The sequence below is a fragment of the Streptomyces sp. NPDC030143 genome (assembly GCF_055573695.1).
The window spans coordinates 95,365-122,262 of the sequence record NZ_JBVIAY010000001.1; the positions used below are offsets into that span (position 1 = coordinate 95,365).

Annotated in this window: 26 protein-coding genes; 16 read left to right on the forward strand and 10 right to left on the reverse strand. The window is 72.3% G+C overall.

Annotation, left to right across the window (positions count from 1 at the left end):
- Positions 1-107: 107 nt before the first annotated feature.
- The 6 genes from cobM to cobC are packed head-to-tail and all read left to right on the forward strand — an operon-like array spanning position 108 to position 6,497.
- Entirely contained in the window at positions 108-926 is an 819-nt protein-coding gene (gene cobM, locus ACZ4YY_RS00405; protein WP_468281853.1) for a precorrin-4 C(11)-methyltransferase, read from the forward strand.
- Positions 923-2,221: a precorrin-6y C5,15-methyltransferase (decarboxylating) subunit CbiE gene (gene cbiE / locus ACZ4YY_RS00410; RefSeq protein ID WP_468281855.1), complete on the forward strand. Its 1,299-nt coding sequence runs from the start codon at positions 923-925 to the stop codon at positions 2,219-2,221. Before cobM ends, cbiE begins: the two co-directional genes overlap by 4 nt.
- The gene (gene cobJ / locus ACZ4YY_RS00415) at positions 2,218-3,909 is read left to right on the forward strand and encodes a precorrin-3B C(17)-methyltransferase (RefSeq protein WP_468281857.1); all 1,692 of its coding nucleotides are present in this window, start codon (positions 2,218-2,220) and stop codon (positions 3,907-3,909) included. The genes cbiE and cobJ overlap by 4 nt, the downstream gene beginning before the upstream one ends.
- Positions 3,906-4,496 carry a precorrin-8X methylmutase gene (locus ACZ4YY_RS00420; protein ID WP_468281859.1) on the forward strand — a complete coding sequence of 197 codons (591 nt, stop codon included), beginning with the start codon at positions 3,906-3,908 and terminating at the stop codon, positions 4,494-4,496. The genes cobJ and ACZ4YY_RS00420 overlap by 4 nt, the downstream gene beginning before the upstream one ends.
- Positions 4,493-5,431 (forward strand): sirohydrochlorin chelatase, encoded by a 939-nt coding sequence (locus tag ACZ4YY_RS00425; protein ID WP_468281861.1) that lies wholly within the window; start codon positions 4,493-4,495, stop codon positions 5,429-5,431. Before ACZ4YY_RS00420 ends, ACZ4YY_RS00425 begins: the two co-directional genes overlap by 4 nt.
- Complete coding sequence (gene cobC, locus ACZ4YY_RS00430) at positions 5,406-6,497, forward strand: Rv2231c family pyridoxal phosphate-dependent protein CobC (protein ID WP_468281863.1); 1,092 nt, start codon at positions 5,406-5,408, stop codon at positions 6,495-6,497. The genes ACZ4YY_RS00425 and cobC overlap by 26 nt, the downstream gene beginning before the upstream one ends.
- 154 nt (positions 6,498-6,651) lie before the next feature.
- Here the strand turns inward: cobC and ACZ4YY_RS00435 are convergent, their stop codons facing one another.
- From ACZ4YY_RS00435 to ACZ4YY_RS00450, 4 genes are all read right to left on the reverse strand, one after another.
- A complete protein-coding gene (locus ACZ4YY_RS00435; protein ID WP_468281865.1) occupies positions 6,652-7,743 on the reverse strand; it encodes an amidohydrolase family protein in 1,092 nt (363 codons plus the stop codon).
- A gap of 83 nt (positions 7,744-7,826) precedes the next feature.
- Positions 7,827-8,618, reverse strand: coding sequence for an amino acid ABC transporter ATP-binding protein (locus ACZ4YY_RS00440; protein WP_468281867.1), 792 nt, complete (start codon positions 8,616-8,618; stop codon positions 7,827-7,829).
- Entirely contained in the window at positions 8,615-9,451 is an 837-nt protein-coding gene (locus ACZ4YY_RS00445) for an amino acid ABC transporter permease (protein ID WP_468281869.1), read from the reverse strand. Before ACZ4YY_RS00445 ends, ACZ4YY_RS00440 begins: the two co-directional genes overlap by 4 nt.
- Positions 9,448-10,299, reverse strand: coding sequence for a transporter substrate-binding domain-containing protein (locus ACZ4YY_RS00450; protein WP_468281871.1), 852 nt, complete (start codon positions 10,297-10,299; stop codon positions 9,448-9,450). Before ACZ4YY_RS00450 ends, ACZ4YY_RS00445 begins: the two co-directional genes overlap by 4 nt.
- Before the next feature lie 195 nt (positions 10,300-10,494).
- Here ACZ4YY_RS00450 and ACZ4YY_RS00455 point away from each other — a divergent pair, with 195 nt between their 5' ends.
- The 5 genes from ACZ4YY_RS00455 to thpD all read left to right on the forward strand — a co-directional run bounded on the left by ACZ4YY_RS00455 (position 10,495) and on the right by thpD (position 15,109).
- The gene (locus ACZ4YY_RS00455) at positions 10,495-11,592 is read left to right on the forward strand and encodes a pyridoxal-phosphate-dependent aminotransferase family protein (protein WP_468281873.1); all 1,098 of its coding nucleotides are present in this window, start codon (positions 10,495-10,497) and stop codon (positions 11,590-11,592) included.
- 339 nt (positions 11,593-11,931) lie between these two features.
- A complete protein-coding gene (ectA, locus tag ACZ4YY_RS00460) occupies positions 11,932-12,447 on the forward strand; it encodes a diaminobutyrate acetyltransferase (RefSeq protein WP_468281875.1) in 516 nt (171 codons plus the stop codon).
- 48 nt (positions 12,448-12,495) lie between these two features.
- Positions 12,496-13,767, forward strand: coding sequence for a diaminobutyrate--2-oxoglutarate transaminase (ectB, locus tag ACZ4YY_RS00465; protein ID WP_468281877.1), 1,272 nt, complete (start codon positions 12,496-12,498; stop codon positions 13,765-13,767).
- 29 nt (positions 13,768-13,796) lie between these two features.
- Positions 13,797-14,201, forward strand: a complete 405-nt coding sequence (locus tag ACZ4YY_RS00470) for an ectoine synthase (protein ID WP_468281879.1) — start codon at positions 13,797-13,799, stop codon at positions 14,199-14,201.
- Positions 14,202-14,206: 5 nt separating this feature from the next.
- Complete coding sequence (gene thpD, locus ACZ4YY_RS00475) at positions 14,207-15,109, forward strand: ectoine hydroxylase (RefSeq protein WP_468281881.1); 903 nt, start codon at positions 14,207-14,209, stop codon at positions 15,107-15,109.
- Positions 15,110-15,187: 78 nt separating this feature from the next.
- Here the strand turns inward: thpD and ACZ4YY_RS00480 are convergent, their stop codons facing one another.
- The 4 genes from ACZ4YY_RS00480 to ACZ4YY_RS00495 all read right to left on the reverse strand — a co-directional run bounded on the left by ACZ4YY_RS00480 (position 15,188) and on the right by ACZ4YY_RS00495 (position 19,457).
- Positions 15,188-16,249: an aminotransferase class V-fold PLP-dependent enzyme gene (locus tag ACZ4YY_RS00480; protein ID WP_468281883.1), complete on the reverse strand. Its 1,062-nt coding sequence runs from the start codon at positions 16,247-16,249 to the stop codon at positions 15,188-15,190.
- A gap of 97 nt (positions 16,250-16,346) precedes the next feature.
- The gene (locus ACZ4YY_RS00485) at positions 16,347-17,063 is read right to left on the reverse strand and encodes a DsbA family oxidoreductase (RefSeq protein ID WP_468281885.1); all 717 of its coding nucleotides are present in this window, start codon (positions 17,061-17,063) and stop codon (positions 16,347-16,349) included.
- A 208-nt stretch (positions 17,064-17,271) separates the two neighbouring features.
- On the reverse strand, positions 17,272-17,880 hold the full coding sequence (locus ACZ4YY_RS00490) for a DUF1349 domain-containing protein (RefSeq protein ID WP_468281887.1): 609 nt from the start codon (positions 17,878-17,880) through the stop codon (positions 17,272-17,274).
- A 47-nt stretch (positions 17,881-17,927) separates the two neighbouring features.
- Complete coding sequence (locus ACZ4YY_RS00495) at positions 17,928-19,457, reverse strand: aldehyde dehydrogenase (NADP(+)) (protein ID WP_468281889.1); 1,530 nt, start codon at positions 19,455-19,457, stop codon at positions 17,928-17,930.
- 120 nt (positions 19,458-19,577) lie between these two features.
- Between ACZ4YY_RS00495 and ACZ4YY_RS00500 the strand changes: the two genes are divergently transcribed.
- The 3 genes from ACZ4YY_RS00500 to ACZ4YY_RS00510 all read left to right on the forward strand — a co-directional run bounded on the left by ACZ4YY_RS00500 (position 19,578) and on the right by ACZ4YY_RS00510 (position 22,356).
- Positions 19,578-20,351 (forward strand): IclR family transcriptional regulator, encoded by a 774-nt coding sequence (locus ACZ4YY_RS00500; RefSeq protein WP_468281891.1) that lies wholly within the window; start codon positions 19,578-19,580, stop codon positions 20,349-20,351.
- A 3-nt stretch (positions 20,352-20,354) separates the two neighbouring features.
- A complete protein-coding gene (locus ACZ4YY_RS00505) occupies positions 20,355-20,825 on the forward strand; it encodes a GNAT family N-acetyltransferase (RefSeq protein WP_468281893.1) in 471 nt (156 codons plus the stop codon).
- 79 nt (positions 20,826-20,904) lie between these two features.
- The gene (locus ACZ4YY_RS00510) at positions 20,905-22,356 is read left to right on the forward strand and encodes a peptidoglycan D,D-transpeptidase FtsI family protein (protein WP_468281895.1); all 1,452 of its coding nucleotides are present in this window, start codon (positions 20,905-20,907) and stop codon (positions 22,354-22,356) included.
- A gap of 39 nt (positions 22,357-22,395) precedes the next feature.
- Here the strand turns inward: ACZ4YY_RS00510 and ACZ4YY_RS00515 are convergent, their stop codons facing one another.
- Positions 22,396-23,847, reverse strand: coding sequence for an NCS2 family permease (locus ACZ4YY_RS00515; protein WP_468281897.1), 1,452 nt, complete (start codon positions 23,845-23,847; stop codon positions 22,396-22,398).
- Positions 23,848-24,119: 272 nt separating this feature from the next.
- Between ACZ4YY_RS00515 and ACZ4YY_RS00520 the strand changes: the two genes are divergently transcribed.
- The gene (locus ACZ4YY_RS00520) at positions 24,120-24,689 is read left to right on the forward strand and encodes a SigE family RNA polymerase sigma factor (RefSeq protein ID WP_468281899.1); all 570 of its coding nucleotides are present in this window, start codon (positions 24,120-24,122) and stop codon (positions 24,687-24,689) included.
- A complete protein-coding gene (locus ACZ4YY_RS00525) occupies positions 24,686-25,531 on the forward strand; it encodes a hypothetical protein (protein ID WP_468281901.1) in 846 nt (281 codons plus the stop codon). Before ACZ4YY_RS00520 ends, ACZ4YY_RS00525 begins: the two co-directional genes overlap by 4 nt.
- A 238-nt stretch (positions 25,532-25,769) precedes the next feature.
- On the opposite strand, the gene ACZ4YY_RS00530 is transcribed toward ACZ4YY_RS00525, so the two are convergent.
- Positions 25,770-26,882: a right-handed parallel beta-helix repeat-containing protein gene (locus ACZ4YY_RS00530; protein WP_468281903.1), complete on the reverse strand. Its 1,113-nt coding sequence runs from the start codon at positions 26,880-26,882 to the stop codon at positions 25,770-25,772.
- Positions 26,883-26,898: the final 16 nt, after the last annotated feature.

Below are 26,898 nucleotides of genomic sequence, written 5' to 3' on the forward strand. Positions count from 1 at the left end.
CGCACGGCGCACGTCTCCGCTCCGCTTTCCCCCGTCCCCGATCCGGCCGCACCGGTCACCCCCGTCCGGCCCTCCCCCCTCATCCCGTCATGAAAGGACCCGAACCCATGGCCGACGCCCCCACCGGCAAGGTGACCTTCGTCGGTGCCGGACCCGGTGCCGCCGACCTGTTGACGTTCCGTGCGGCGCGGGCCATCGCCGAGGCCGACGTGGTGATCTGGGCGGCGAGCCTGGTGCAGGCGGAGGTCCTCGAGCACGCGCGGGCGGACGCGGAGGTCCTCGACTCGGCGGCCATGTCCCTGGAGGACGTCGTCGCCGTGTACGAGCGGGCCCGTGACGAGGGGCTGCGCGTCGCCCGGATCCACTCCGGGGACCCGGCCCTGTGGGGCGGGACGCAGGAGCAGCTCGACCGGTGCGCAGGGATCGGCATCGCGACCGAGGTCGTGCCGGGGGTGTCCTCCTTCTCGGCCGTCGCCGCGCTCGCGCAGCGCGAGCTGACGATCCCCGAGGTGGCGCAGTCGGTGATCCTGACCCGGCTCGGCGGAGGCAAGACGCCCATGCCGCCCGGGGAGGAGGTGCGGGAGTTCGCCCGGCACGGCACGACGATGGCGGTCTTCCTGTCGGCCGCGCGCAGCGGACAGCTGGTGCGGGAGCTGCTGGAGGGCGGCTACCCGACGGCCACGCCGGTCGTGATCGCCTACCAGGCGACCTGGCCCGAGGAACTGGTGGTGCGCTGCACGATCGGCACGCTGGAGGAGACGGTCAAGGAGCACAAGCTCTGGAAGCACACGCTCTTCCTCATCGGCCCCGCCCTCGACGCGCACGGCACCCGCTCGCACCTGTACCACCCCGGTCACTTCCACGGTTACCGCAAGGCCGACCCGGCCGCCCGCAGGGCACTGCGCGAGCGGGGGGCGAGTACGTGAGCGGTCCGATCACCGTCGTGGGGACGGGGACGGGAGCACCGCTCCCCGAGGACGTCCTCGCCGGTGCGGAGCTGGTCGTCGGCGGACGGCGGCACCTGGCGGCCGCAGGGCTCGCCGAGGGGGTCGAGCGGATCGTGCTCGGTCCGCTGGCGCCCGCCCTGGACCGGGTGGAGGAGTACGTCGGCGAGGACCGCTCGGTCGTCGTGCTGGCCTCGGGCGACCCCGGGTTCTTCGGGATCGTGCGGGCGCTGGCCGAACGGTTCGGCGCGCACCGGCTCGACGTGCGGCCCGGTGTCTCCTCCGTCGCCACCGCCTTCGCCCGGCTCGGGCTGACCTGGGACGACGCCGTGGTGGTCAGCGCCCACGGGCGGGATCCGCGGACCGCCGTCCAGGTGTGCCGGGCGCATCCGAAGGTCGCCGTGCTGACCGGCCCGGGTGCCGGGCCCGCCGAACTGGGCGCCGCGCTCGCCCGGACCGCCCCCGGGCGGGTCCTCGTCGTGGCGTCCGCGCTGGGCGACCCGGCGCGCGAGCGCGTCGAACGGGTGACGCCCGCCGAGGCGGCGGCGCGCGACTGGGGCACGGCGGTGAGCGTGGTGCTGTGCCTGGACGCGACGCGGGCGCCGGGCCCGGCGCGGACCCTCGCGGGGCCGTCCCGCGGGGCGGCCGGATGGGCGCTGGACGAGGGCGACTTCGCCCACCGCGACTCGATGATCACCAAGTTCGAGGTGCGGGCGCTGGCGCTGGCCCGGCTGGGTCCGCGCATCGGCGACCTGGTCTGGGACGTGGGGTCCGGGTCGGGGTCCGTGGCCGTGGAGTGCGCCCGGCTGGGGGCGGCCGTCAGTGCCGTGGAGAAGGCCGGGGACGGGGTCGGTCGGATCCGGGCCAACGCGGCCGCGCACGGCGTCGACGTGCACGTGGTGCACGGGACGGCGCCGGAGGCGCTGGCCGGGCTCGACGATCCCGACGCCGTGTTCGTCGGCGGCGGCGGGCGCGAGCTGCCCGAGATCGTCGCGGCGTGCGCGCGGCGGGCGCGGCGCACCGTCGTGGTCGCCATGGCGGCGCTGGACCGGGTGCCGGCCGCGCGGGCCGCGCTCACCGGTGCCGGGTTCGACTCCGACGGCGTGCTGTTGCAGTCGTCGCGGCTCGCGCCGCTGCCGGGGGACGTGACGCGTCTCGCGGCCACCAATCCCGTGTTCCTGCTGTGGGGTTCGAGAACGTCGGGAACCCCTTCGACCACCCGTTCCACACCGCGTTCGAGGACCTCGCTCGACCGAGAAGAAGGAGTCATCCAGTGATCGGCCTCATTTCCGCCACCGCGGCGGGGGCGGCGGCGCGCGACCGGCTGGCCGCGGCGTGGCCGGACCGCACACGCGTGTACGACGGCCCGGTGGGGGACGCCGTCCGGCGGGCGTTCGCGGAGTGCGAGCAGCTCGTGTGCTTCCTGGCGACGGGAGCCGTCGTACGGCTGCTCGCGCCGCTGCTGACGGACAAGGCGTCCGATCCGGGGGTCGTGTGCGTCGACGAGGCCGGGCGGTTCGCGGTCCCGCTGGTCGGGGGGCACGGCGGCGGGGCGAACGCGCTGGCCCGGGAGGTCGGCGGTCTGCTCGGTGCCGAGCCCGTCGTGACCACGGCCACCGACGCCGTCGGGATACGCGGTCTGGACACCCTCGGGCTGCCCGTCGAGGGCGACGTCGCCGGGGTGACGCGGGCGCTGCTGGACGGGGAGCCGGTCGCGCTGGAGGCGGAGGTGGCCTGGCCGCTGCCGCCGGTGCCGTTCGCGGAGCGCGGAGCGCACACCGTCCGGGTGACGGACCGGGCGGTCGCGCCCGGCCCCCGGGAGGTGCTGCTGCGCCCGCCGACGCTCGTGGTGGGGGTCGGCGCGTCCAGGGGCGCCCCGGTGGAGGAGGTGCTCGGGCTGGTCGAGGACGCGCTGCGCGACGCGGGCCTGTCCGCGCGCAGCGTCGCCGAACTCGCCACCGTGGACGCCAAGGCGGACGAGCCGGGCATCGTGGGGGCCGCCCGGCGGCTCGGCGTGCCGCTGGTGACGTACACCGCCGAGGCGTTGGCCTCGGTCGAGGTGCCCCACCCGTCCGACGCGCCGCTCGCCGCCGTCGGCACCCCCTCCGTCGCGGAGGCCGCGGCGCTGCTGGGCGGGGGCGAACTCCTCGTCCCCAAGCGCAAGTCGCGGCGCGCCGACGGGCTGCCCGCGATGGCGACCTGCGCGGTCGTACGGCGTCCCGGACGCGGGCGGCTCGCGGTGGTGGGGCTCGGGCCGGGCGCACGGGACCTGCTGACGCCGCGGGCGAGGGCGGAGCTGGAGCGGGCCTCGGTGCTCGTCGGGCTCGACCAGTACGTCGACCAGGTCCGCGATCTGCTGCGGCCCGGCACCCGGATCCTGGAGTCCGGGCTCGGGGCGGAGGAGGAGCGGGCGCGGACGGCCGTGGCGGAGGCCCGGCAGGGGCGGGCGGTGGCGCTGATCGGCAGCGGGGACGCGGGCGTGTACGCCATGGCCTCGCCCGCCCTCGCCGAGGCGTCCGACGACATCGACGTGGTGGGGGTGCCGGGGGTGACCGCGGCGCTGGCCGCCGCCGCGCTGCTGGGCGCGCCGCTGGGCCACGACCACGTGTCGATCAGCCTGTCCGACCTGCACACGCCGTGGGAGGTCATCGAGCGGCGGGTGCGGGCGGCGGCCGAGGCGGACATCGTCGTGACCTTCTACAACCCGCGCAGCCGGGGCCGTGACTGGCAGTTGCCGAAGGCGCTCGCGATCCTGGCCGAGCACCGGGCGCCGACGACGCCGGTGGGGGTCGTGCGCAACGCCTCACGGCCGGACGGGACGAGCAGGGTGACGACGCTCGCCGCCCTCGACCCGGCGACGGTCGACATGATGACCGTCGTGACCGTGGGCAACACCGCGACCCGGAACATCGCCGGCCGCATGGTGACGCCGCGCGGCTACCGCTGGCAGGAGGAACCGAAGTGAACCGTGTGGTCCACCCCATCGAGGAGGAGTCCTTCCGGCGGCTGCGCGCCCGTCTGGACACCTCGCACTTCCCGCCGCTGACCCGGGCGGTGGTGGAGCGGGTCATCCACTCCGCCGCCGACCTGGAGTACGCGGGCGATCTCGTCATGGACGAGGGCGACCTGGAGAAGGCGCACGCCGCGCTGCACGCCGGGGCGCCGGTCGTCGTGGACGTGGAGATGGTCGCCGCCGGCATCACGCGCCGGGAGACCGTCTGCCGTCTGAAGGACGCCGTGTCCGCTCCGGGGCTGACCCGCTCGGCGCACGCCGTCCGGCTCGCCCATGAGCAGGTCGGGCCCGGCGCCCTGTGGGTGATCGGCTGCGCCCCGACCGCCCTGGAGGAGCTGATGACGCTGGACGCCGCTCCCGCGCTCGTCATCGGGCTGCCCGTCGGTTTCGTCGGAGCGGCCGAGTCGAAGGCCGCGTTGCGCGAGAGCGGTCTGCCCGCCGTGAGCAACGTGTCCGAGAAGGGCGGGTCGGCGGTCGCCGCCGCCGCGCTGAACGCCCTGCTCTACCACCCCCTTTCCCAGTCCGAGGAGAAACAGTGACCACCCCGCCGCCCGCCCTGCTCATCGCCGGCCACGGCACCCGGGACGATGCCGGAGCCGAGGCGTTCCGCGACTTCGTCCGCGAGCTGGGGCGCCGCCGCCCCGAACTGCCCGTCGCGGGCGGCTTCATCGAGCTGTCCCCGCCGCCGCTGGGCGAGGCCGTCACCGAGCTGGTGGAGAAGGGGGTGCGGCGGTTCGCCGCCGTGCCGCTGATGCTGGTGTCCGCCGGGCACGCCAAGGGCGACATCCCGGCGGCGCTGGCCCGGGAGAAGGAACGGCACCCGGGGATCTCCTACTCCTACGGCCGTCCGCTGGGCCCGCACCCGGCGCTGCTGAGTGTGCTGGAGCGGCGTCTGGAGGAGGCGCTCGGCGCCGAGCCCGGGCGTGCCCCCGAGGACCGGGCGGATGTGACGGTGCTGCTCGTCGGGCGCGGCTCGACCGACCCGGACGCCAACGCCGAGGTGCACAAGGCGGCGCGGCTGCTGTGGGAGGGGCGCGGCTACGGGGGCGTGGAGACGGCGTTCGTGTCGCTGGCGGCGCCGGACGTGCCGAGCGGTCTGGACCGGTGCGCGAAGCTGGGTGCGCGGCGGATCGTCGTCCTGCCGTACTTCCTGTTCACCGGGATCCTGCCGGACCGGGTGCGGCAGCAGACCGAGGGCTGGGCCGCGGCGCACCCGGAGGTGGAGGTGCGGTCGGCGGACGTCATCGGGCCCGAGCCGGAACTGCTGGACCTGGTGCTGGAGCGGTACGAGGAGGCCGTCCGGGGCGATCTGCGGATGAACTGCGACTCGTGCGTGTACCGCATCGCGCTGCCGGGCTTCGAGGACAAGGTGGGCCTGCCGCAGCAGCCGCACTTCCACCCCGACGACGACGGCCACCACCACGGGCACGGCCACGGACACCACCACCATGGCGGACACGCGCATGCTCACTGAGGGGCACGATCTGCGCCACCACGGGGACGCGGAGGTGCGGGACGACGGCTCGGCGCTCGTCGACCTCGCGGTCAACGTCCGCGCGGACACTCCCCCGGACTGGCTGCGTGACTGCGTCGCCGCGTCGCTGACCGGCCTGGCGGCCTACCCGGACGGGCGGGCCGCGCGGGCGGCGGTGGCGGCGCGGCACGGGCTGCCGGTGGAGCGGGTGCTGCTGACGGCGGGCGCGGCGGAGGCGTTCGTGCTGCTGGCGCGCGCCCTGCGGGTCCGCCGGCCGGTGGTGGTGCATCCGCAGTTCACCGAGCCGGAGTCGGCGCTGCGGGACGCCGGGCACCGGGTCGACCGGGTGCTGCTGCGGGCTCAGGACGGCTTCCGGCTGGATCCGGCGGCCGTCCCGGACGACGCCGACCTGGTGGTGGTCGGCAACCCGACGAACCCCACGTCGGTGCTGCACCCCGCGGAGACGCTCGCGCGACTCGCCCGACCGGGGCGGACGCTGGTGGTCGACGAGGCGTTCATGGACGCGGTGCCCGGTGAGCGCGAGGCCCTGGCGGGCCGTACGGACATGCCCGGTCTGGTCGTGCTGCGCAGCCTGACGAAGACGTGGGGCCTGGCGGGCCTGCGCATCGGCTACGTGCTAGCCGACCCGGAGACCGTGGCCGCGCTGGAGCGGGCCCAGCCGCTGTGGCCGGTGTCCACGCCGGCGCTGGCCGCGGCGGAGGCCTGCGTGTCCGCCCGGGCGCTCGCGGAGGCGGACGAAGCGGCCCGGCGGGTCGCCGCCGACCGGGCCCATCTCGTGGCGGGGCTGGGTGAGTTCGCCTCCGACGGGCTGCGGGTGGTCGAGCCGGCGGAGGGGCCGTTCGTCCTGGTACGGCTGCCCCGGGCGGCGGCCGTCCGCCGTCGTCTGCGGGACCTGGGTTTCGCGGTCCGCCGGGGGGACACCTTCCCGGGACTGGACGAGGAGTGGCTGCGCCTCGCGGTGCGGGACCGGGCGACGGTGAACGGTTTCCTGCAGGCGCTGGACCGCTCGATCACGCTGACGACGTCCGCCCACCGGGCATCCTGAGCACCCGCGTCCCCTCCCGGTCACCCACCGGTCTCCCCGCGAGCACCCGCCGACCCGCCCGCACGACCCGAGCGGCCAGCGCCCGCCCCCTGGGCGTAGGGGGGTAGCTTCGAGGCCGGTCCGGTGCCGTGCGTGCGGCCGCGGGACGCCGGTCTCAGCCGACGACCCGCCCTTCGACGACCACCCGCCGCGGGGACGCCAGGACGCGCACGTCCTGGCGGGGGTCCTGGTCGTACACCACCAGGTCGGCCGGTGCGCCCTCGTCCAGGCCGGGGCGGCCGAGCCAGGCACGGGCGTTCCAGGTCGTCGCCGACAGGGCGTCCACCGGGGGGATGCCGGCCGTCACCAGTTCGGCGACCTCCTCCGCCACCAGGCCGTGGGGCAGCGAGCCGCCCGCGTCGGTACCGACGTAGACGGCGATGCCGGCGTCGTAGGCGTTGCGGACGGTGTCGTAGCGGCGCTCGTGGAGGCGGCGCATGTGGGCCGACCACCGGGGGAACCTCGACTCGCCGCCGTCGGCCAGTTTCGGAAAGGTGGCGATGTTGACCAGGGTCGGGACGATCGCCACCCGGTGGGCCGCGAACAGGGGGACGAGCTCGTCCGTCAGGCCCGTGGCGTGTTCGACGCAGTCGATGCCCGCCTCGACCAGGTCCTGGAGGGAGTCCTCGGCGAAACAGTGGGCCGTGACCCGCGCGCCCAGGCGGTGGGCCTCCTCGATCGCCGCCTGAACGGCCGCGCGGGGCCAGCACGCCGACAGGTCGCCGGCCTCGCGGTCGATCCAGTCGCCGACCAGCTTCACCCAGCCGTCGCCGCGCCGGGCCTCCCGGGCGACGTGGGCGACCAGGTCCTCCGGTTCGATCTCCCAGGCGTAGCCGCGGAGGTAGCGGCGGGTGCGGGCGATGTGCCGGCCGGCCCGGATGATCTTGGGAAGGTCCGGGCGGTCGTCGATCCAGCGGGTGTCGGAGGGCGAGCCCGCGTCGCGGATCAGCAGGGTGCCGGCCTCGCGGTCGGTGAGCGCCTGCCGCTCCGCGACGTCCCGCTCGACCGGGCCGTGCGCGCCGAGGCCCACATGGCAGTGGGCGTCGACCAGCCCGGGCAGCGCCCAGCCCTGCACCGTGCGGATGTCGCGGGCGGCGACGGGACGGTCGTAGGTGATCCGTCCGTCGACCACCCACAGGTCGTCGCGGACGTCCTGGGGGCCCACCAGAACGCGGCCCTTCACGTGCAGCACGGCGTGATCGCTCATGCAGTGCACCTTAGGGGCCCTTGCACCGTGAGCGCCTGGCGGGCATGGTGCCTGATCAGGCGTCGCGGGTGGGGCGTCTTGGGTCAGGCGCCGCCGCCGACCTGGTCGGACGTCTCCTCCTCGACGTCCGCCATCGCCGGGTCGAGGAGGCGGGAGAGGAAGTGGCGGGTGCGTTCGTGGCGGGGGTTGCCGATGACCTGCCCGGGGGTGCCGTCCTCGACGACCACTCCGCCGTCCATGAAGACGACCCGGTCGGCGACCTCACGGGCGAAGGTCATCTCGTGGGTGACGACCATCATGGTCATGCCCTCGTGGGCGAGCATGCGCATGACCGCGAGGACGTCTCCCACCAGCTCCGGGTCGAGCGCGGAGGTCGGCTCGTCGAACAGCATCACCTCGGGGCCCATCGCCAGCGCGCGGGCGATGGCCACGCGCTGCTGCTGGCCGCCGGAGAGGGAGGAGGGGTAGGCGGCCGCCTTCTCGGACAGCCCGACCCGCTCCAGGTTCTCGGCGGCCACCCTCGCCGCCCGCGCCTTGTCCCGCTTGAGCACGCGCCGCTGCGGCAGGGTGAGGTTCTCGGTCACCGTGAGGTGCGGGAACAGGTTGAACTGCTGGAAGACCATGCCGATGCGGCGGCGTGCGGCGTCGATGTCGACGTCGGGGTCGGTGAGTTCGGTGCCGCCGACGACGACCCGGCCCTTCGACGGCTCCTCGAGGAGGTTCACGCACCGCAGCAGGGTCGACTTGCCGGAGCCCGACGGGCCGATGACGCAGACGACCTCGCCCTGGCCGATCTCCAGGTCGATGCCGCGCAGCACCTCGTTGTCGCCGAACGACTTGTGCAGCCCGCGGACTTCGATCTCCGGTCGGCTCATTTCACGGCCTCCTGGGCCTTCGCCTCCATACGGCGCACGACGAAGCCGAGCGGGATCGTGACCAGCAGGTAGCACAGGCCGGCGACGAGGATGGGCGTGGAGTTGGCGGTGGTACTGGCCAGGTCGCGGCCGTACTTGGACAGTTCGCGCTCCTCCAGGGTGACGCCGAGGAACAGCACCAGCGAGGAGTCCTTGAACAGCAGGACGAGTTCGTTGGTGAGCGGCGGGAGGATGATGCGGAAGGCCTGCGGGATGATGATCGAGACCATGGCCCGGGCGGGTGAGAAGCCCAGCGACCGGGCCGCTTCCATCTGGCCCTTGGGCACGGCCTGGATGCCCGCGCGGATCGTCTCCGCCATGTACGCGGCGGCCACCAGGCCGAGGGCGAGGGCGACCTTGCCGTAGGTGCCGCCGATGATCTCCGTGCCCGGGAAGGCCAGCGGCACCGCGACGCCGATGAAGATGAAGATCAGCAGGGCGGGCAGGCCGCGGAAGATCTCGATGTAGATGCCGGCGAGCCACCGGTAGGGCCCCACGGAGGACAGCCGCATGAGCGCGACGACCATGCCGAGGGCCAGTCCGACGGCGAAGCCGGTGACCGTGTACAGCACGGTGTTCTTCAGCGCCAGCGTGATGACGTCCGGGAACATCTGCTCGGCGATGTCGGCCTGCGCGAACTGGTTCTGCAGCCGGTCCCAGTCCGCCGAGACCGCGAAGGCGATCACGGCGGCCACGAAGACGGCGTACTGCACACCGCGCGAGACGCTGCGCTTCTGGCGGCGGGTCAGCCCCTTGCGGCGGGGCGCTGCGGCGGGCCCGGTGGAGTCGCTCATGAGGCGGACGGGGAGGCGACGGACGCGTCGTAGGGGCCGATCCACCGCTCGTAGAGCTTCTTGTAGGTGCCGTCGGCCTTGGCGTCGGCGATCGCCTTGTTGACGGCGGTGACCAGCCGGGTGTTGCCCTTCTTCACCGTGAAGCCGTACTGCTCGCCGGTGTTGAGGTTGCCGACGACCTGGTAGGCGCCGGCGTTGGCCTTGTCCTTCAGCCAGCCCTGGACGACCGGGTAGTCGATGATGACGGCCTTGACCTGGCCGGTGCGCAGCCCGTTGAGGACGGCGTCGGAGGACTCGAAGGAGACCGGGTCGAAGCCCTGCTTCTTGGCGTAGTCCTCGCCGGTGGTCTGGGCCTGGGCGCCGAGCTTGACGTCCTTGGACTTCACGTCGGCGAGGGAGTTCACGCCGGCGTTCTTGTCGACCAGCACGGCCTGGGTGGCGTCGAAGTACGGGTCGGAGAAGTCGACGTTCTTCTTGCGCTCCTCGGTGATGGTCATGCCGGCGGCGGCCAGGTCGCACTCGCCGGAGTTGAGGAAGGCGCCGGTCTTGAAGTTCTCGAACGGCGTGTCGAGGATCGCCTGCTTCACCCCGAGGTCCGCGGCGACGAGGTCGATCAGGGCGACGTCGAAACCCTGGACCTTGCCGTCGATCTCCGACTGGAACGGCGGGTAGGGCAGGTGGGTGCAGGTGGTGAGCTGTCCGGCCTTGACCAGCTCGACGCCGCCGGCGGCGGTCTTGCCGCCGCTGCCCGCGTCGTCGGTGGAGGTGCAGGCAGCCACGAGCAGGAGCCCGGCCGTCGCGGCGGTGGCGGCCAGGATGCGGGTCCGGCGCCCGGGGAGCGTGTTCACGGCGGGCCTTCCTTCGAGGGGAGCTGTAGGGACGAGGACGTCCGATCGAGTTCCGATTATAAGGAGAAGTTTGAGTGTCTCAAACCAATCCCATGGCTCGGCGGCCGCTCGACCTGCGAAGTCATCGCCCAAAGGGGTCGGAGGACACTCCAGTTACTCTCGTCACCCCTACCCCGCGAGTGAAGAGAGCACGCCGTGACGCACCCGTTCCTGGACCTGGCCCCGCTGAGTGCCGCCCACTTCGCGTCGATCGAGGACCGCGTGGCGCGCCTGCTGAGCACCGAGCAGGACGTCGTGATCATGCAGGGCGAGGCGCTGTTGCCGCTGGAGGGGGCGATCCGGGCGACGGCCGGTCCCGGGACCACCGCGCTGAACGTCATCACGGGCCCGTACGGGCAGACCTTCGGCGACTGGCTGCGGGACTGCGGCGCGACGGTGATCGATCTGGCGGTGCCCTTCCACACGGCGGTCACCGCACAGCAGGTCCGGGAGGCCTTCGCCGAGCACCCGGGGATCGACTTCGTCTCCCTGGTGCACGCGGAGGCGGCCACCGGCAACACCAACCCGGTGGCGGAGATCGGCGAGGTGGTGAAGGAGCACGGGGCGCTGTTCTACCTGGACGCGGTCGCCTCGGTGGGGGCGGAGCCGGTGCTGCCGGACGCCTGGGGTGTGGACCTGTGCGTGATCGGGGCGCAGAAGGCGATGGGCGGCCCGGCGGGTGTGTCGGCGGTGTCGGTGAGCGGGCGCGCGTGGGAGCGGATGGCCGCGAACCCGAAGGCGCCGCGCCGCTCGTACCTCTCCCTCCTGGACTGGAAGGAGCGCTGGGTCGACGGCGGCCGCAGGGCCCTGCTGCACGCGCCGGCCCAGCTGGAGATGCTCGCGCTGGAGGCGTGCGTGGCGCGGATCGAGGCGGAGGGGCTCGAGAACGTCATGGCCCGGCACGCCTCCGCCGCCGCGGCGACCCGGGCGGGCGCGAGCGCCCTGGGCGGCGGCCTGGAGCCGTACGTGCACGAGGCACGGGAGGCCGCCCCCGTCGCCACGACCCTGCGCACCCCCTCGGGGGTCGACGCCTCGGAGCTGGTGGCCCGCGCTCTGGCGGCCGACCCCGCGCTCCCGATGGCCGCGGGCGGGGGTGCGCTGTCCAAGGAGATGATCCGCGTCAACCACTACGGTCCGGACGCCACCCCGGGCACGGTCCGCACGGCCCTGACGGCCCTGGGGGCGGCGCTGGCGGAGCGGGGCGCCGCGGTGGACCTGGCGGCGGCCCTGCGGGCGACGGAAGAGGCCTGGTGAGAAGCGCCGCGCGGCACGACGGGCGTTCCGGTATTCATCCGGAGAGCGTCGGCGCGGTTACCGGCGCCTGAATTCCCGGTAATTCCACAATTACCTTCCCCATTCCACCGGATTCTCCGGACGATAGCTTTCCCGAGTTCTTCTGCCCGGATCTCCCGGAACTAAACACCGGGAGTTTCGGGGGGATTACACGGGGGTGACGCATTGCACAGCCATATAGTTTTGTGGTGATTTGACGGGTGCAAAGCCGGACAAATCTTCCACCTCTCACCAGGGCATCACACAACCAACGCCCCCTCTCCATGCATCTTTGAATTCCGCTCGGTAAGTTCCATCCGCATGACTGCCACGCAAGCAGACCTGCAGATCGACCGACCGTCGGTGGCGGACGGGGCCGCACTCTGGCGTCTCGCCAAGGAATCCGGGACGCTCGACCTGAACTCCTCGTACAGCTATCTGCTGTGGTGCCGTGACTTCGCCGGCACCTCGGCGGTGGCGCGTGCCGAGGGCGGGGAGCCCGTCGGGTTCGTCACCGGGTACGTGCGGCCGCAGGCACCGGACACGCTGCTGGTCTGGCAGGTGGCGGTCGACCCCGCGTACCGGGGCCGCGGCCTCGCCGCCGCCCTGCTCGACGGACTGGTCGCACGGATCGCCGCCGAGCGCCCGGTCACCACCGTCGAGACCACCATCACCCCGGGCAACACCGCCTCCGAGCGGCTGTTCGCCTCCTTCGCCGCCCGGCACGGGGCGAGCGTCAGCCGCGAGGTGCTGTTCGGCGCGGACCACTTCCCCGACGGTCCGCACGACCCCGAGGTGCTGTACCGCATCGGCCCGCTGGCGGGCCCCACCGCCTGATCCCCCGCCCACGTCCCCCCCCCCCACCGCCTTGAGGAGCGTTTCGCCGTGACCATCACCCAGCCCGACCTCAGCGTCTTCGAGACTCTCGAGTCCGAGGTCCGCAGCTACTGCCGCGGCTGGCCCGTCGTCTTCGACCGCGCGCAGGGCAGCCGCATGGAGGACGAGGACGGCCACCAGTACCTCGACTTCTTCGCCGGTGCCGGCTCACTCAACTACGGCCACAACAACCCCGTACTGAAACGGGCGCTGATCGACTACCTGCTGCGCGACGGCGTCACCCACGGGCTCGACATGTCCACCGTCGCCAAGCGGTCGTTCCTGCAGACCTTCCAGGACCTGATCCTGCGGCCGCGTGACCTGCCGTACAAGGTCATGTTCCCGGGCCCGACGGGCACCAACGCCGTCGAGTCCGCGCTGAAGCTGGCGCGGAAGGTGAAGGGCCGCGAGGCGATCGTGTCCTTCACCAACGCCTTCCACGGCATGTCGCTGGGGTCGCTCGCCGTCACCGGCAACGCGTTCAAGCGGGCCGGCGCCGGCGTCCCGCTGGTGCACGGCACACCGATGCCGTTCGACAACTACTTCGAGGGCACGGTCCCGGACTTCCTCTGGTTCGAGCGGCTCCTGGAGGACCAGGGCTCCGGCCTCAACAAGCCGGCCGCCGTGATCGTCGAGAGCGTGCAGGGCGAGGGCGGCATCAACGTGGCCCGTCCGGAGTGGCTGCGCGCCCTGGCCGAGCTGTGCGAGCGGCAGGACATGCTGCTGATCGTCGACGACATCCAGATGGGCTGCGGCCGCACCGGCGCCTTCTTCTCCTTCGAGGAGGCCGGGATCACGCCGGACATCGTCACCGTGTCCAAGTCCATCAGCGGCTACGGCCTGCCCATGTCGCTGTGCCTGTTCAAGCCCGAGCTGGACGTGTGGGAGCCGGGTGAGCACAACGGCACCTTCCGCGGCAACAACCCGGCCTTCGTGACCGCCACCGCCGCCCTGGAGACCTACTGGGCCGACGGCTCGGCGATGGAGAAGCAGACCCGCAAGCGCGGCGAGCAGGTCGAACAGGGGCTCATCGCGATCTGCGAGGAGAACCTCGCCGACGTGAAGGAGTACCGCGGCCGCGGCCTGGTGTGGGGCCTGGAGTTCCACGACAAGGAGCGGGCCGGGCGGATCGCGCGGCGCGCCTTCGAACTCGGGCTGCTGGTCGAGACGTCCGGCCCCGAGAGCGAGGTCGTCAAGCTGCTGCCCGCCCTCACCATCACGCCCGAGGAACTGGACGAGGGCCTGAGCATCCTCGCCCGCGCCGTCCGGGAAACCGCCTGAGAACCCTAGCTAGGAGGCATCGCACCACCGTGATCGTCCGTTCGTTCAAGGACATCGAAGGCACCGACCGGCATGTGAGGGCTGCGTCCGGCACCTGGGAGAGCAAACGCATCGTCCTCGCCAAGGAGAGGGTCGGCTTCTCGCTGCACGAGACGATCCTGTACGCGGGCACGGAGACGTCGATGTGGTACGCCAACCACGTCGAGGCCGTCGTCTGCGTCGAGGGCGAGGCCGAGCTCACCGACCACGAGACCGGGCAGAGCCATGTCATCACGCCCGGCACCATGTACCTCCTCGACGGCCACGAGCGGCACACGCTGCGCGTCAAGGAGGACTTCCGCTGCCTCTGCGTGTTCAACCCGCCCGTGACGGGGCGGGAGGACCACGACGAGAACGGCGTCTACCCGCTGCTCACCGAACCCGAGGAGGTGTGACACCCATGGCCACCGTCACCGACACCGCCGTCACCGATCTCTATCCCAGCCGGGGCACCACCGAGGTGACCGTCCCCCGCCAGGACCCGGTCGTCTGGGGTGCCCCGGACGCGCCCGGTCCCTTCGAGCCGCTGGACCTCCAGTCGTTCGAGCGCAACGGCTTCGTCGCCGTCGACCAGCTGATCACCGACGACGAGGTCGCCGTCTACCGGCAGGAACTGGACCGGCTGGTCACCGACCCGGGGATCCGGGCCGACGAGCGGTCCATCGTCGAGCCGGCGTCGCAGGAGATCCGGTCCGTCTTCGAGGTGCACCGGATCAGCGAGGTCTTCGCCCGGCTCGTGCGCGACGAGCGGGTCGTCGGCCGGGCCCGGCAGATCCTGGGCTCGGACGTGTACGTCCACCAGTCGCGGATCAACGTCAAGCCGGGCTTCGGCGCCTCCGGCTTCTACTGGCACTCCGACTTCGAGACCTGGCACGCCGAGGACGGCCTGCCGCGGATGCGGACGGTGTCCGTCTCGATCGCGCTGACCGAGAACTACGACACCAACGGCGGTCTGATGATCATGCCGGGGTCGCACAAGACGTTCCTGGGCTGCGCCGGCGCCACGCCGAAGGACAACTACAAGAAGTCGCTGCAGATGCAGGACGCGGGCACGCCCTCCGACGAGGCGCTGACCGCGATGGCCTCCGAATACGGCATCAAGCTGTTCACGGGCCGGGCCGGTTCGGCGACCTGGTTCGACTGCAACTGCATGCACGGGTCCGGCGACAACATCACGCCGTTCCCGCGCAGCAACGTGTTCATCGTGTTCAACAGCGTGGAGAACGCGGCGGTCGAGCCGTTCGCGGCTCCCGTGCGGCGGCCCGAGTTCATCGGGGCGCGGGACTTCACCCCGGTGCGGTAACCCCGGCCGGACAGCCGTCCCCGACCATCGGGCCGGGGCCTCCTCGTGTGGGACGGGAGGCCCCGGCCCGGTCGTGTGTCAGCCCGACAGCGCGTCCAGCAGGCGGTCCACGTCCGCGGGCGTGTTGTACAGGTGGAAGGCCGCGCGCAGACGGCCCGCGCGGTCGGAGACCTGGATGCCCGCCCGGCCGAGCTCGGGCTGGAGGTGACCGAGTCCGGGCACGGAGACGATCGCCGAACCCGGCGCCGGCACGGGCTCGTGGCCGAGCGCCGCGAGCCCGGCCCGGAACCGGTCGGCGAGCGCCAGGTTGCGGGCCCGCACGGCGTCCACTCCGAGCTCCTCGATCAGCTCGAGCGAGCGGCGCAGGCCGGCGAAGGTGAACAGGGCGTGGGTGAGGTCGAACCGCCGTGCGCTGTGGGCGAGTTCGGCCACCGGCCCGTAACAGCTGTCCCAGGGCCGTTCGGCCGCGACCCAGCCCGCGAGCAGCGGGGTCAGGCCGCCGAAGTCCTCCGGGACGACGAGGAAGGCCGTGCCGTGCGGGCCGAGCAGCCACTTGAAGGAGACCGAGGCGCTGAAGTCGTGGGCATCGGCCTCGCACGGCAGCCAGCCGGCGGACTGGGAGAAGTCGACGTAGGTACGCGCCCCGTGCGCGCGGGCCGCCTCGCCCAGGGCGGCCAGGTCGGCGACGCGCCCGTCGGCGGACTGGACGGCGCTGACCGCGACGAGCGCGGTGCCGGGGCGGACGGACTCGGGGATCCGCTCCAGCGGGACCGTGCGGACCTTGAGGTCGCCGCGGACGTGGAAGGGGTTCAGCACGGAGGTGAAGTCGTCCTCGGCGGTGAGGACTTCGGCGCCGGCGGGCAGCGCGGCGGCGATCAGCCCGGTGTGCGCGGCGACCGAGGCGCCGACGGCGACCCGGGTGGCGGGGACGCCGGCCAGTCGGGCGAAGGCGGCCCTGGACGCCTCGACGTCCTCGTACAGCGAGGTCAGCGGCCTGCCCTCGGCCCGCAGCAGCGCGGCCTCGTGCAGGGCGGTGACGGTGCGGGCGGGCAGCAGGCCGTTGCTCGCGGTGTTCAGGTAGATGCTCTTGGGGGTGAACTCGGCGCGGACGAGGTCCTCGAACGTCTCCGTGGTCTCCATGGCTCCACTGTGCGGCCCGAAGACATCGCGGTCCATTGCGGATTTCTGCGCAGTGTCCCTCAGGAACGCTTATACATCCGCGCCGAGCTGCGGTATCTCAGTGCTGCGGCACCGCGCACCCGTCCGGACCGCAGGCGTCGGCGTCCCCCTGTTCGAGGAGTGTCAGCGGTGAGCGCTCCCCCCAGGCCCGGGTCAGCGCCTGGGCGAAGACCTCGGCGGGCTGGGCACCGGAGACGCCGTAGGTGCGGTCGAGGACGAAGAAGGGCACGCCGTTCGCGCCGAGCTGGGCGGCCTCGCGCTCGTCGGCGCGGACCGCGTCGGCGTACGCGGTCGGGTCGGCGAGCACCGCGCGGGCGGCGGCCGCGTCGAGTCCGGCCTCGACGGCCAGTTCCACGAGCCGCTCGTCGCCCTCGGTGAACAGGGACCGCTCCTCGGCGAAGTTCGCCCGGTACAGGACCTGGATCAGCTCGTCCTGGACGCCGTGCTCCTTGGCGAGGTGCAGCAGCCGGTGCAGGTCGAAGGTGTTGCCGTGGTCCCGGCCCTCGGTGCGGTAGTCGAGGCCCTCGGCGGCGGCCTGGGCGCCGAGGTTCTCCTCGCCGGCCTGCGCCTGTGCCGCGCTCATGCCGTACTTCTTGGTGAGCATGCTGATCACGGGCTGGACGTCGCCCTTGGCGCGGTCCGGGTCCAGTTCGAAGGACCGGTGCACCACCTCGACCTGGTCGCGGTGCGGGAAGGCCGCCAGCGCCTTCTCGAAGCGGGCCTTGCCCACGTAGCACCAGGGGCAGGCGATGTCGCTCCAGATCTCGACGCGCATTCTCGGCTCTCTCCAGGTCGTACGGGTGCTGCGGAGACTCCCTCCGGCGGTGTGTGAACGTTCAAGGGGCCGGGTTCATTCCCCGCACGGGACCGGGCACGGGAAACGCGGTGGTCCCTGCTGGGCCTCGGCCCGGGCCGGTCCCGCCGGTGGGATGCGAGCGGGCCGGGCCCTCGCCGCGGCCCTGCTCGTGCCCCGACGGCCCGGCTCAGCTTCCGTCGCGCAGGTCGTCCGGCCAGCTCGGCCTGAACCGAAGGTGGTCGTAGGTCACGACGCACCCCTCCCCCATCGGCGCCTGCGCCATGAAGCCGACCAGGGCCGCGCCCGTCTCCTTCTCGTCGCCCAGCGTGAACAGCCGCACGAAGGTCCAGCGCTCACCGTCCCGCGAGGCGTGGAAGGCGAAGGCACGCCCGGTCCGGCTCACCCTCAGCCAGACCGAACTGCCTTCCACGGTGAAGGAGTTGGCGTCGTCGGAGTGTCCCCGGGTGACCACCGTGCAGACGGTGGGCACGTCCGGGGAGTACTCCAGACAGAGCTTGGCCCAGGCCCGCTCACCGACGTGGACGTACAGCACGCCCGCGTCGAAGGCCCCGTTGAACCCCACGGTGACCCGGGCGACCAGCTGGAAGTCGCCTTCGGGCGCCCCGAGCAGGCGGGGTGCGTCGGAGGCGGGGTCCAGCGCCTCGCCCGTGGGCGGCACGAACCGGTCCTGGCGCGGGCCGGCCCACCCGGTGAGGACACCGTCCTCGTGGGACCAGTGCCCGTCGGGCCCGTACGTGCGCAGGGGGAAAGGGAGTTCGGGAATCTCGACGTCCATCCTCAGAGTCTCCCAGTCTCCGTGTGTCCGTGGGGCCGGCGGGGTGGTCAGCGCTCGAGGGTGTTGTTGAAGCGCCGGGGCAGTCCGAGCGGGTTGTCGTCCCGCAGCTCGGGCGGCAGCAGCGCCTCGGGGGCGTTCTGGTACACGACCGGCCGCAGCCACCGTTCGATGGCGGTCCCGCCCACCGACGTGGAGGTGGACGTCGTGGCCGGGTAGGGCCCGCCGTGGTGCTGGGCCGGCGCCACGGCGACGCCCGTCGGCCACCCGTTCACCAGCACCCGGCCGGCCAGCGGCGTCAGCTCGGCGAGGATCTCCGCGCCCCGCCCGGCGCCGGCGGCCTCCTCCGACGACAGCTGGACCGTCGCCGTGAGGTTCCCCGGCAGCCGCGACAGCACGGCCCTGACCTCGTCCTCGTCCTCGTAGCGGGCGACGACGGTGACCGGGCCGAAGCACTCCTCCAGCAGCAGGTCGTGCTCGCCCTCCGCGGCCAGCCGGGCCGCCGGCACGGTGAGGAACCCGGCGCTGACGGTGTGCTCGCCGCCCGCGCCCGGAGTGACCGGCGACTCCACGTCGGGCAGCTCGGCGCGCTCGGCGACCCCGGCGATGAAGTTGTCCCGCATTCGGTGGTCGAGCAGCACGCCCGCGTCGGTGTCGCTCACGGCGTCCGTCAGCGACTTGACGAGTCCGTCGCCGGCGGCGCCGGACGGCACCAGCACGAGCCCGGGCTTCACGCAGAACTGGCCGACGCCCATCGTCATGGAGCCCGCGAGCCCCGTGCCGATGGTCTCGGCACGCTCGGCGGCGGCCGCCTCGGTCACCACGACCGGGTTGAGGGAGCCCAGCTCGCCGTGGAAGGGGATCGGCACGGGCCGGGCCGCCGCCGCGTCGAACAGGGCGCGCCCGCCCCGGATGGACCCGGTGAAGCCAGCGGCGGCGACCAGCGGGTGCTTGATCAGCTCGACGCCCGCCTCGAAGCCGTGCACCAGACCGACGACGGCCTTGTCGATGCCGTGCTCGGCGGCGGCGTCCCGCAGCACCTTGGCGACCAGCTCGGACAGCCCCGGGTGGTCGGGGTGCGACTTGACGACGACCGGGCAGCCCGCGGCCAGCGCGCTCGCGGTGTCGCCGCCCGCGACGGAGAAGGCGAAGGGGAAGTTGGAGGCCGAGTAGACGGCGACGACGCCCAGCGGCACCTTGTAGCGGCGCAGGTCCGGCACGGGCGGGGTCGCGGTGTCGTCGGGGTGGTTGACGACGACGTCGAGGAAGGCGCCCTCGTCGACGATGCCGGCGAACGCGCGCAGCTGGTAGCAGGTGCGGGCGAGCTCGCCGGTCAACCGGACCGGGCCGAGCGCGGTCTCCGCGTCGGCGACCTCGACGAGGTGGTCCCTGGCCTCCTGCAGCCGGTCGGCGGCGGTGCGCAGGAAGGCCGCGCGGACGGTCCGGTCGACGAGGGCCTCGCGCGTGGCGTGCGCGGCGCGGACGACGGAGTCCACCTCCTGGGCCGTGGCCTCCACCGCAACCTGTTCACGCTGCTTCCCGGTACGGGGGTCGACACTCCAGACTGGTGCTGCTGCCACCGCGGGTCCCTCCACGTGCTCTGGATCAGAGTCGTTCGATATACTGAACGCTGTCTCTCATGGTGAATACGCTGAGACTATAACCTCAGCTTCTCGTCGAACGAAGGGGTGGTCACAGCGATGTCGGCTGGTGAGACGGGGGGCGGGGCGCAGGTCAAGTCCGCCGTGCGGACGGTTGAACTGCTCGAGTACTTCGCCGGCCGCCCCGGCATGCACTCCCTGGCGTCGGTCCAGGAGGCCGTCGGTTATCCGAAGTCCAGCCTCTACATGCTGCTGCGCACCCTCGTGGAGCTGGGCTGGGTGGAGACCGACGCCACCGGCACGCGGTACGGCATCGGCGTGCGGGCCCTGCTGGTGGGCACCTCCTACATCGACGGGGACGAGGTGGTCGCGGCCGCCCGTCCGACGCTGGACCGGCTCTCCGACGACACCACCGAGACCATCCACCTGGCGCGGCTCGACGGCACGAACGTCGTCTACCTCGCCACCCGGCAGTCCCAGCACTACCTGCGGCCCTTCACCCGGGTCGGCCGCCGGCTCCCGGCGCACTCCACCTCCCTCGGCAAGGCGCTGCTGAGCACGTACTCCGACGAGCAGGTCCGCAAGATGCTGCCGGAGACCCTGCCCGCCCTGACCGAGCACACCATCATCGACCGCGAGAAGCTCATCGAGGAGCTGCACCAGGTGCGCGAGCAGGGCTTCGCCGTGGACCGCGAGGAGAACACCCTGGGCCTGCGCTGCTTCGGGGTGGCGATCCCGTACCGCACCCCCGCGCGGGACGCGATCAGCTGCTCGGTGCCGGTGGCCAGACTGACGCCGGCACACGAGCAGCTGGTGAAGGACGCGCTGTTCGACGCGCGTGACCGGCTGACCCTGGCGACCCGGAGGCTGTGAACGGTGCAGGTGGTACTCCGTGAGGTGCACGACAGCGACCTGCCGGTCTTCTACCGGCAGCTGAACGATCCCGAGGCGCTTTGGATGGCCGCGTTCACCCCGGAGGACCCGGATGACCGGGACGCCTTCGAGGCGCACTGGGCAAAGGTCCGCGCCTCCTCCGCCGTCGTGCGGACCATCCTGGCCGACGGCGACGTCGTCGGGAACGCCGCGGTCTACGGCGAGCCCGGCGAACGGGAGGTCACCTACTGGGTGGACCGCGCGTACTGGGGGCGGGGAATCGCCACGGCCGCGCTGCTGGCACTGCTGGCCGAGGTGCCCGAACGCCCGCTGTACGCGCGGGCGGCGGCGGACAACACCGGCTCGCTGCGCGTCCTTCACAAGTGCGGGTTCCGGGCGAGCGCGCGGGCCACGGGGTACGCGCACGCGCGCGGCCGGGAGATCGACGAGGTCGTGCTGCACCTGGAGGCTTGAAAGGGCCGTAGATGAACGAACGATGAGAAATCCGGGCGGAGGGAACGATACGCCCGGGCCGGCTCGTCTTCCGGACGTCATGAACAAGACGATCAGGCGCGCCTCGGTCTTCGCGCTGCTGCTGGTGTTCGCCCTGCTGGTCAGGGCGACCTGGGTGCAGTTCTACGAAGGCCGGGCACTCGCGGACGACAAGGACAACCGGCGCAACGCGATCCGGACGTACGCGCAGCCGCTCGGGAACATCATCGTGGCCGGTCGGGCGGTCACCGGCTCGGCCCGGACCCGGGGCAGCGACCTCGAGTACCGGCGCACGTACACCGACGGCCCGCTCTACGCGGCGGTGACGGGTTACGCCTCGCAGTCCTACGCCCCCACCCAGCTGGAGGGCATCTACCAGGACCTGCTCAACGGCACGGACAGCAGGCTCACGACGGTGATGGACACGGTCACCGGCGAGCGGGCGACCCCGGGCGACGTGATCACGACGATCGACCCGGACGTGCAGCGGGCGGCGTACGACGCGCTCGGCGACAAGAAGGGCGCGGCGGTCGCGATCGATCCGGCCACCGGCAGGATCCTCGCGATGGTGTCGACCCCGTCGTACGACCCGTCCTCGCTGACCGACGCCGACACCGCGGGTGCGGCCTGGGCGAAGCTGACCGCGGACCCCGACAAGCCGCTCACCAACCGCGCGCTGCGCCAGCCGCTGCCGCCGGGCTCGACGTTCAAGCTGGTCGTGGCGGCGGCCGCGCTGGAGGACGGGCTGTACTCCTCGGTGGACGAGGCGACCGACAGCCCCAACCCGTACACCCTGCCCGGCACCAGGACCGTGCTGCGCAACGAGAGCGCGTCCGCGCCCTGCGAGAACGCCACGATCCGGGTGGCGTTGCAGTACTCCTGCAACAACGTCTTCGCTCACATGGCCGTGCAGCTCGGACAGGACAGGGTGCGGGCGACGGCCGACAGGTTCGGCTTCGACGACGCGTCGCAGGACGTGCCGGTGCGGGCCTACACCAGCGTGTACCCGTCGGACATGGACCAGTCGCAGACCGCCCTCACCGGCATCGGCCAGTTCGACGTGACCGCGACCCCGCTCCAGATGGCCATGGTCTCGGCCGCCCTGGCCAACGGCGGCAGGCTCGTCTCGCCGCACATGGTCTCGCAGATCACCGACGGCGGCGGCGACGTCCTGGCGGACTACGACGACGGGGCGTCCACCTCACAGGTCGTCAGCTCCCGCACCGCCGAACAGTTGCGGTCGGCGATGCGGACGGTGGTCGAGGAGGGCACGGGGACGAACGCGCGAATCGCCGGGGTCACCGTGGGCGGCAAGACCGGTACCGCGCAGCACGGTGAGAACAACAGCGAGACGCCGTATGCCTGGTTCACCTCCTACGGCGAGGCCGACGGGAAGAAGGTCGCCGTGGCGGTGGTGGTGGAACAGTCCGACGCGGAGCGTTCGGAGGTCAGCGGCAACGGGCTGGCCGCGCCGGTCGCCCGGGCGATGACGGAGGCTGCGCTGAAGCGCTGAGACGACGGGGCGGCTCCGGTGCGGAGCCGCCCCCCCAGGTCACTTGACGCCGAGGACCTGCTCGATCGGGTCGATCGCGAAGTACACCACGAACAGTGCCGAGGCCCCCCACAGCAGCCAGTGGACGTCCTTCGCCCGGCCCAGGACCGTCTTGATGACGACGTAGGCGAGGAAGCCGGCGCCGATGCCGTTGGTGATGGAGTAGGTGAACGGCATCACGGCGATCGTCAGGAACGCGGGAACGGCGATCTCGTAGCGGTCCCAGTCGATGTTCTTGACCTGGGTCATCATCAGGAAGCCCACGGCGACCAGCGCGGGCGCCGCCGCCTGGAGCGGGACGATGGTCAGCAGCGGGGTGAGGAACAGGGCGAGGGCGAACAGGCCGCCGGTGACCAGGTTGGAGAAGCCGGTGCGCGCGCCCTCGCCGACGCCGGCCGCCGACTCGATGTAGGAGGTCGCGGAGGACGACGAGGCCGCGCCGCCCGCGACCGCCGCCGCGCCGTCGATGAGCAGCACGCGGCCGAGGTCGGGCACCTTGCCCTCGTCGTCGAGCAGGTTCGCCTCGGCGCTGATGCCGACGACCGTGCCCATGGTGTCGAAGAAGTCGGACAGGACCAGGGTGAAGACGAGCAGGACGACGGTGACGGCGGTGGTCTCGCCGAACGCGCCGAACAGGCTGAAGTGGCCGAGGAGTCCGAAGTCGGGGCTGTCGACGACCTTGTCGGGCCACGCGGGGGTGGTCAGGCCCCAGGAGGTGATGTCCGCGGCCGAGTCGATGACGATCGCGAGCAGTGTCATCGTCACGATGCTGATGAGGATGGCGCCCTTGACCTTGCGGGCGAGCAGCCCGACGGTCAGCAGCACGCCCAGGCAGAAGACGAGCACGGGCCAGCCCGTGAGGGTGCCGGTGCCGCCGAGCTGAACGGGCACGGTGGTGTGCGCGGCGTCGGGGATGCGGCTGACGAATCCCGCGTCGACGAAGCCGATGAAGGCGATGAACAGGCCGATGCCGACGCTGATCGCCTGCTTCAGCTGCTGCGGGATGGCGTGCATGACGGCCTCGCGCAGACCGGTCACCACGAGGACGCAGATGAGCAGGCCCTCCAGCACGACGAGGCCCATCGCGTCGTCCCAGCTCATCAGCGGGGCTATCTGGAAGGCGACGACGGCGTTGAGGCCGAGGCCCGCGGCGAGCGCGAGGGGCAGGTTGCCGCCCACGCCCATGATGATCGTCATGACGGCGGCCACCAGCGCGGTGGCGGTGGTGAGTTGGACCGGGTCGAGGGACTCGCCGAACTTGTCCTTGGCGCTGCCCAGGATGAGGGGATTCAGGACAAGGATGTAGGCCATGGTGAAGAACGTGGCGAAGCCGCCGCGTATCTCCCGGCCGAAGGTGGACCCCCGTTCGGAGATCCGGAAGAACCGGTCGACGCTGTTCACCCCTGTGGGCGCGGCGGTGGGGCGGTCGGCCGCCTTCTGTGGTTCGAACATGGCGGACACTCCTCGTGACCTGGGCGATCAAGGTGCGGATGCTGGCTGGATTGTTCCCCTGTCGAACCCGCTTCAGGTTTTCACCGTGTTACGGAATCGGGGGTCGCTCCGCCGTACGGCGATCGAACCCCCGTACCAGACCGGGCTGTCGATCACTGCTACGCTTCCCGATCTCGTCCCGACCACCTCCTCGGGACATTCCCATGTCATTCACGTGACACGCACAGGCACCCCGGCCGGGTGCCCGGAGTCGCACCGAGAAGAGGTCACCCGTGGGCACAGTCGTCGACGACGCCGCCTCCGTGGAGTTCCATGCCTTCTTCGAGCGCCACTACGCCGAACTGTCCCGTCTGGCCCACCTGTTGACGGGTGAGGCGGACGCCGCCGACGATCTGGCGGCGGACGCGCTGCTGGCGCTGTGGCACCGCTGGGACCGCGTGCGCGCGGCCGACCACCCGGTGGCCTACGCGCGGGGCGTCGTCGCCAACCTGGCCCGCACCCGCATCCGCAGCGCCGTCCGTGAACGCCGCCGGATCTCCCTGTTCTGGTCGCAGCGCGAGGAGAAGACGGAGAACCCCGACGTGGCGGGCGTGGTGGACGTCCAGTCGGCGCTGCGTAGACTCCCCTTCCGCAAACGGGCCTGTGTGGTGCTCCGGCACGCCTTCGACCTCTCGGAGAAGGACACCGCGCTGGCCCTGGGAATCTCGGTGGGTACGGTGAAGAGCCAGACCTCCAAGGGAATGGCCGAGTTGCAGAGGCTGCTCGGCGCCAAAGGAGCCCCGCAGAAGGTGCACGCCGTGATGGCGGCGCGCACCGGTCACGCCGGAGGAAGGGACCGATGACGATGCAGCGGGACGTGCACGACGAGCTGCGCGCCCGGCTGCACGAGGCGGCCGGGGCGCACCAGCCCGACCGCGCGCGCATCCTGGCCCGGGTCGAGCGGGGCATGGCGGGCGGGAACCGCCGCGACCACCGGGCGACCCGCGCGCCCCTGTGGGGCTGGGCGCGGGTCGTGAGCGCGACGGCCGCGGTCGCGGGCATGCTCGCGGTCGGCGGTTACGCGGTGGCGTCCGCGGTGAAGGACGACCCCCCGCAGAAGCAGACGGTCGGCGTGTCGCCGTCGCCGGTCGAGTCCCCGCGGGCCACGAGCCGTCCCCCGGCCCCGCCGACGACGGCCGCGTCGGGCGGCGGTGACGCGGAGTCGGTCGAGCCGGACCCGACCCCGACGAGGACCGTCGAGTCGTCGCCGTCGCAGCCCGCCGGGCAGCTGCCCGCCGCGGACGGCCCGCTGTGGTCGGACGGTTCGGTGGACCCGCACAGCAACGACTTCTGGGCGCAGAGCAACATCACGCTCAAGACGTCCGCTCAACTGTCCGCACTGACCGTGCAGTTGCGGGTCGCGCAGACCGGCGGGGTGTCCTCGACGGGCGCCTGGCGCTCACTGCCGGAGGACGACTTCACGTTCACGGTCGCCGAGGAGGACGGCTTCCTGGTCTACACCTGGGTGCTCAAGGAGGGCCGCGCGGTCCCCGCGGGCGAGTGGGTGTTCGCCGGGCAGTACGACCACGACCGCGGCGGCCGGGACGCCAAGGACGACCGCTACGCGGTCGCCGGCGGGGCGGACGGCGAGGAGCACGCCGTGGGCGGCGACTTCGCGGCCCGCGGCGAGGAGCGCGGCTCGTAGAGCCGTGAGGTTCCGGACGGTCCAGTGGGAGACCACGATCGACCGGCTGGGGTTCGCCGCGGACGGCACGATCGAGCCGGTGGTGCCGACACTGGAGGGGCATCCGGCCGGTCGCGCGCCAGCAGTCCTACCAGGGGGTGTTTCGAAAGTCCTGTGGGTGCTGGGCGGGACTTTCGCAACACCCCCTGGAGCGCCTGGTCAGGCGGTGCGTCCCAGGCGGGCACAGTGCAAGGGCCCCTCAGTCCATCGTCGCGCCGATGGACGTGCTGCCCGTGGTCAGGAACGTGGTCACGGGCAGCGCGCCGCCCGAACGGCGGGCGCCGTACGTGCTGGAGGCGTCCGTGGAGCGGAAGGCGGGCGTGGAGATGCCGGAGTCCCAGTTGTTGCCGGACGACACCACCGACGCTCCCCTGCTCGCCAGGCCGCTGCCGTTGCTCACGGCGAGGTTCTTGCCGAGCCGGGCCGCGCCGGTGGCGAAGTAGTAGCCCCACTTGGCGTTCTTGTAGGCGGTGGTGCGGTTGATGACGATCGCGCCCCTGTTGGAGTTCTCGGTGAAGCCGTTGCCCGCGTTGTCCCAGGCGGCCGAGTTGTTGACGACGTGCGCGACGACCTCGCCGTCGCCTCCCAGCTTGTAGCCGTTGCCGTCGCCCGCGAACGCGGAGTCGCCCCAGCGGTTCCTGCCGTTGCCCATGGCCCAGGTGTGGTCGATGGTCACGGGTGAGGAGAAGGACCAGAAGTCGAGACCGTCGTCGGAGTTGTTGTAGAGGCGGGCCCCGGTGACCAGGTTGCCCGTACCCGAACCGAACTTGATGGCCAGGCCGTCGGCGTTCTCGCCGTGGTTGGCCCGGTCGTAGTGCCCGTAGGAGTCGAGGTTGCGGACGGTGTTGCCGACCGTCCCGTCCCCGGTGAGGGTGAAGCCCGAGTCGCCGCCGTTGATGGTCTTGACGTTGTTCCAGTTCGTGCCCCTGCAGGACTGGCAGACGACCGCGCTGTCCGGGGAGTTCTGGAAGGTGAGACCCGAGACGTTCCAGTAGTCGGCGCTGAGCTTGAGGATCCAGGCGCCGTCGGGGAGGTTCGACCCGTCGATCCTGACGGTCTCCGAACCGTACGCGGTGAGCGTGACCGGAGCGGACGAGGTGCCGTCGGCGGTCGACTGGAGGGTGGCCGTCGGGTAGTAGGTGCCGCCGCGCACCTGGATCACGGTGCCGGGGGTGGCGTTCCTCAGGGCGTTGGACAGGTCGGTGGAGGTGCTGACGACCACGGTCGCCGCCTGGGCCTGGGTGGGGAGGACGGCCAGGCCGGCGCCGAGGGCGAGGGTCGCGCCCAGGGTCAGAGCGGTACGACGAGACATGGGGTGCGGGTCCTTT